General features: G+C 37.2%; 5 protein-coding genes. 4 read left to right on the top strand and 1 reads right to left on the bottom strand.

The features are described from left to right. Positions 1–384 precede the first annotated feature (384 nt). On the top strand, positions 385–1671 hold the full coding sequence (locus tag UB32_RS06610) for a glycosyltransferase family 2 protein (RefSeq protein ID WP_241768443.1): 1287 nt from the start codon (positions 385–387) through the stop codon (positions 1669–1671). Positions 1672–2056: 385 nt separating this feature from the next. On the opposite strand, the gene UB32_RS06605 is transcribed toward UB32_RS06610, so the two are convergent. After that, the gene (locus UB32_RS06605; protein ID WP_241768444.1) at positions 2057–3010 is read right to left on the bottom strand and encodes a multicopper oxidase family protein; all 954 of its coding nucleotides are present in this window, start codon (positions 3008–3010) and stop codon (positions 2057–2059) included. A gap of 806 nt (positions 3011–3816) precedes the next feature. On the opposite strand from UB32_RS06605, the gene UB32_RS20420 reads away from it, so the two are divergent. From UB32_RS20420 to UB32_RS06590, 3 genes are all read left to right on the top strand, one after another. After that, positions 3817–4011, top strand: a complete 195-nt coding sequence (locus UB32_RS20420) for a hypothetical protein (protein WP_241768442.1) — start codon at positions 3817–3819, stop codon at positions 4009–4011. A 188-nt stretch (positions 4012–4199) separates the two neighbouring features. After that, a complete protein-coding gene (locus UB32_RS06595; protein ID WP_044392250.1) occupies positions 4200–4427 on the top strand; it encodes a hypothetical protein in 228 nt (75 codons plus the stop codon). Between the two features lie 828 nt (positions 4428–5255). Next, positions 5256–5504, top strand: coding sequence for an SHOCT domain-containing protein (locus UB32_RS06590; protein WP_225650195.1), 249 nt, complete (start codon positions 5256–5258; stop codon positions 5502–5504). Positions 5505–5654: the final 150 nt, after the last annotated feature.

Here is a 5654-nt window from a genome sequence, read left to right as displayed (position 1 = left end):
TCAGTAAGTGGGGGTAGTTCAAGTCTAAGTTATTATTATAAACTTTCTTACTCAACTAACGTGTTTCTAGATTTACAGTAATATGCGCATTTTTCATCTAAAATCGGTAAGGATAGCCCTACTTCAATCGTGTGAAGGGCGATAGCCCAACAATAAGTGGGGGAAGAATTGCCGTCGAATACGGTATGGTATATAAAAAGTTGTAGGGTTTTTAATGTACCATATCAAGTATCTGAAAAATCGACCTTGCCTCCGGGGGTTACCGATGAAAAAGCTTCAAAACTTTACTTAGACTTAACATAATATTAATCCATGCTTTTAATTCATGTTTTATACTTTGTTATTAAGGGTGAAAAACATTTTTAAAACCATGGAGGTAACCTTTTGGAACTGACTATATTAGCTTTCTTAAAAGAGTTTAACTTTCTCATGTTCCTACTATTTGCTTTGATGTATTCGTATCAGATTTTTTATATGGTTGTTGCGTTAAAAGCAAAAAAGAACAAAAGTCCTAAGATGCAGAATGTTCATTCCCATAAATATGCAGTAATAATCGCTGCTCGAAATGAAGAGCTCGTAATCGGACAATTGATTAAAAGTATTAAAAATCAAAATTATCCAAGAGAACTAATTGATATTTTCGTTGTTGCGGATAACTGTACGGACGATACTGCTCGTGTCGCTGCCAAAGCGGGATCTGTAGTGAGGGAACGTTTCAATAAGGTACAGGTTGGCAAGGGATATGCACTAAATTATATGATGAATATTATTAGTAATGAATATTCATCTAGAAAGTATGAAGGATATTTTATTTTTGATGCAGATAATCTCCTTGAAGAGAATTATATTGCGGAAATGAACATGATGTTTCATCAAGGATATAGGGTAATCACAAGTTATAGAAATTCAAAGAATTATGACCAGAATTGGATTTCAGCCGGTTACGGACTTTGGTTTATGCATGAAGCTGAATATCTTAATCTACCAAGAATGGCGCTTAACTTAAGCTGTTCCATTTCTGGAACGGGCTTTCTAGTACATGCAAATTTGATAAAAGAAAATGGAGGTTGGACCCATCATCTCCTGACTGAGGATATTGAGTTTTCCGTTTCTCAGATCATAAACGGAGAAAAAATCGGCTATTGTAGAAATGCTATTTTTTATGATGAGCAGCCAGAAACTTGGATCAAATCTTGGCATCAGAGGTTACGGTGGGCAAGGGGCTTTTATCAGGTTATTGTAAAATATGGGAAAGATTTGGTGGGCGGTATATTAAAAGGGAAATCTAACTGGTTTTCCTGTTACGATATGATTATGACCATTATGCCTGCCATGCTGGTCTCCAGTATTAGCTTTTTCATATATGGGTTATTCTCCTTAGGGATATTTTTAGACGTAGTGGATGGGGCTAAAAATATCCAGCTAATCTATACAGATATGGTAAAATCGATTGGTTGGTATTATGGTTTACTATTTATAATTGGTTTTATTACGACTATAACGGAGTGGAAAAAAATTCATAGTTCATGGTGGAAAAAGTTAGCATATACGATCACTTTTCCTTTATTTATGTTTACCTATATCCCAATATCGATTGTCGCATTGTTCATAAATGTGGAATGGAAACCAATAACTCATACAGTTGCAAAATCACTTGACGATGTACGATAAGGAAAACTTTCAAAACCTTTTTAAGCCTAATGATAAAGATGATTACGGCAATAGGATGGCCATCTTTTTTACCACTCAATGACAGAGAATTTACCGGCAAGTGCCAAGCTGTTTACCAACTTAAATTCAATTAAGATACCCCTGCCTATTCGACCAATGGCAGGGGGTTAGCTACTTCAGTTTTTCGTATAGAAAAAGGCCAATATCAACGACTCCAGTAAGTTTAGAAGAAGTTACGAGGACTTAATCTAGTTAGGTTGCAACTAGAGAGGAAATCGAAAATACTCATTGGGGAAAGGCTATATTTTACCGCTTGAAGAAGGGACTGAGTTAGAGCATAAAATGTAGAATAAGAAACTGATTTTCAAAGTGGAAGCCTACCTGGCTAGAATTCAGGTAAAGTTTCAGACTGGTTAGATTTGTCAGCTGAATTAGTAGAGTTTTCATATTGAATTTTTGTCTTCATTTCACTTGATCCTTCCATATCTCCGTGGCACTCTATGAACCATTCTCCGGGGTTATTTGCTGTAAACTCAATGTCATATCTCTCACCTGGTGCTATAGCAATCACTTGATTGTTTATTCTTTTTGGTTCATTTAGTTCCTGTCCGTCAATTGCTACGACTTTAAAGTCATGGCCATGTAGATGGATTTTATGAGACATATATCTTACATTGACAAGACGAATTCTGACCTTCTCTCCTTCTTTGACCTTTAATGGTTCAATGCTGTTACCGCTTTTGCCATTTATCGTAAATATATCGTAAGCACTCATATCATGCCCCATTTCTTCCATTCCACCCAAGCTTTCATTCTTATTTGACCCCATATCGCTGTGATCCATGCCACCAGAATCAGTTTCTTTATCACTGTCCCCGTCTGAATCCATATTACCATGGTCCATTCCTTCCATGCTGGATTTGCCTTCTTCAGGCTTGCTCATCCACTCGTCAAGCATAAGGGTATAATCAAGATCATAAGTCTTTTCATTTGGTTCTACAATAAACGAACCATAAAGCCCTCTATCCATTTGTTCAACAGCGTTTTGATGGGTATGGTACATATACGTTCCTGGATCCTCAGGTGTAAATTCATATGTGAAGTTTTCACCTGGCTGGACTGCATTTTGTGTCACACCAGGGATTCCATCCATTTCATTTGGCACTGTAATTCCATGCCAATGTATAGAGACTGGTTCATTCAGTTCATTTTTAAGATTGATTTTCAATTTTTCTCCTTGCTTTGCCCGAATTTGGGAGCCGAGAACAGAACCATTGAAAGTAAGTGCATTTACGCTAACATCCTCATTTAACTGATGCTTGGCTTCTTTGGCAGTAATATTTATTTCATTGCCAGTAAGTGTTTCAGTAACATTTGCAGTTTGGAGACCTTCTATATTCTCTTTTATTTCAGTATTAGAACCTTCTTCTGTGTTTTGTGATCAATTTCACTCACACTGCTACTGGAACAGGCTGCAAGGAATGATGAGGTGAATAAAATGAGGAATGAAAGTATCTTTAATTGCATAGCTGTATACCTCCTGAAAATTATTAAGGTAACCATAATATAAATAAATGCAGAAATTAAGGATGAAAATTCATCGTTTTTTTAGAAATAGTCATTAGGGTATGAAATTCAAATAATGAAAACTCTTTAATAATTATGTCACCTATATGCACACATCTGGGATGTATCGCTGGGAATGCTGAGCAGGAGATAAAAGAAGAGAGAGTAGCATTTTATTGGCCTTGTCATGGAGGGAAATATGACAAAATTGGTATGAATATTGGAGCATCCCCCCTCCAAGGCATTGGATATTTTTGAAGCGTTTGTCCAGGATGGCATTGTCTATATAACTATTTTAAGTCTGAGCAAAAGGAATTAATCTATAATGGAGCGATGCATTATTTCATGCTGTGCTAATAAAAAAAAGAGCGAAACCAAGAAGATATCCAGTGCCCTATTAAATCCTTGGTGCAAAGATCGGTATGGTATTCCAGGATCCTTTCCTTTCTTAAACCCGACAATAAAGGGGAGTGACCAAATTGCGGAGAGGCTAATCGTCCATAAAGGCTATAGTAAAAAGTTAGTTCATGAAAAGGTAATTGAAATCATTAGACTAGTTGTAATCCCGGATCCTATCTCTTGTTGTACAACCTATCCTCATCAGCTAAGTGGAAGAATGAGGCATTGCAATGGCTACCTGATCTGTTAATTGCTGAAGAGCCAACAATAGCTTTTGACGTAACCATCCAAGCACAGATTTTGGATTTATTAAAAGATCTGCAGGAGAAAAATGGTGTGGTTGCAAGGTTTTCAGAAAGAGTGAATATCATGTAGGCCGGTAAAATAGTCGAAAGTGGAACAAAAACGAAATTTTTTATAATCCAAAATACCCCTATACGATTGGATTGCTAGAATCAGTTCCTCATCTTGATACATTCCACAAGGAGGGTACAATAACTCCATTTTTTCTACATAATTAAGTATTAATATTAAAGTAGATTGAAAATGAGAGGGTTGATGATATGTTTATAAAACTGGAGAAAAGCGGCGAAATGGTTTTTGGGCTGTTAGCAGGGGAAATGTTTCTAGATGGTGAATGTGGGAGGTGGAGTGAGGGAGCTGGATTCTTTTTATGGGAGCCATTTGAGAAAGATCCGGCAATCGTTGTATTTGAGAATAATGGTTCCTATAAATGCTATAAAGTACTAGAACAAGTAGATTTCAAGGAAATTATCATGACAGAAAAGTAAGCAATGAAGGCGGGACTGCTTTTTAAAGTGGTCTCGCTTTTTTTGGTTACAAAGCAGCAGGCAGATTAATGTAGATCTATAAGCTCAAGGTGATAACAGGCTTGTATTCTAACCATTAATGTAATTTGGCAAAACTCGACCAGCCTATTATATATTGGGCTTTTCTTTCAACGCTCCCCGGTGATGGGGAAAGAAGTTCAAAACAAATCATTTAAGTGAAAAAGGATATATTCTACTAGATCAATTGCAAGAATATCCACCCCTTCCTCGAAATACTCATACAGACAAATGTGCAAAGAAGGATAGGGTGACGGCTAACAGGGAGGTTGATACATCCCAGAGCGGTCATCTTTTTTTACATAAGTAAGTTATTCAGTTATTTCGAGAACAGCCAGAACAGTGACGACAATAAATACAATAAATTCATTCTACAATATTTGATGTTCTTTATAATTTTTGCACTCTACATACTTTCTCCATGATTCGCTTTTATATTTAAAGAAAAGAAACAAACATCATCATCACCAGAAAGGAGGGGCTAGCATGATGGGACCTGGTTTTGCAGCAGCTGGCTGCGGACCGATTGGCTTACTTATTGGTTTGCTTTGATTGGTCTCCTGATCTACTTGTTGAAGAACAGGAAGAAATCAGATGGGTCGAACCTGCCTGATTTGGAACAATTGAAGATGCGGCTGGCATAAGGGGACATACCAGGAAGAGTACCAAAAGATGAAAGACATAATTTCAAAATAACAGTTTACGCTCCATACTTTCTACAAATTTTTAAAAGAGAATGAAAGTATAAAGAAATGGAAAGGAGAGAAGGAAATGATGATGGGACCTGGCTATGGTTACTTTGGAGGATTCGGGATGGGAGGTGGATCCTTGATGATGATAATAGTTTTCCTGGCAGTCGGCTATCTGCTGTATCTGGCTTTCAACCAGAATAGAAGGAGTGAACAAACGCTTCCGCTCCAGGCGGTGAACAATCAAGCAATTGACCTGGCCAAGGATAGGTTGGCAAGGGGAGAAATCACTGTCGAAGAATTCGAAAAAATGAAAGCAAACCTTTTATAATAAAAAAATAGGAGTGTTTAGTTTGATTAAAAAGACTATTATTACTGGCGCATTAGCAGCAGCCCTTATCGCAGCAGGAGGTACAGGATTGTATATGGCATCCGCGAAGGAAAATGCAGTGAATCCTGCTGAATTTATGAAGGAGCAGGG

Origin of the sequence: Mesobacillus subterraneus (assembly GCF_000934845.1) — a bacterium.
GTDB lineage: Bacteria > Bacillota > Bacilli > Bacillales > Cytobacillaceae > Mesobacillus > Mesobacillus stamsii.
Note: the sequence above shows the minus strand (reverse complement) of the source record. Positions and strands in the feature narration are given on the sequence as shown.

Bases quoted from the DNA above. Each gene is read 5' to 3' on its own strand.
- UB32_RS06595 (WP_044392250.1), top strand. From the start codon at position 4,200: ATGTTTATAAAACTGGAGAAAAGCGGCGAAATGGTTTTTGGGCTGTTA.
- UB32_RS06590 (WP_225650195.1), top strand. From the start codon at position 5,256: ATGATGATGGGACCTGGCTATGGTTACTTTGGAGGATTCGGGATGGGA.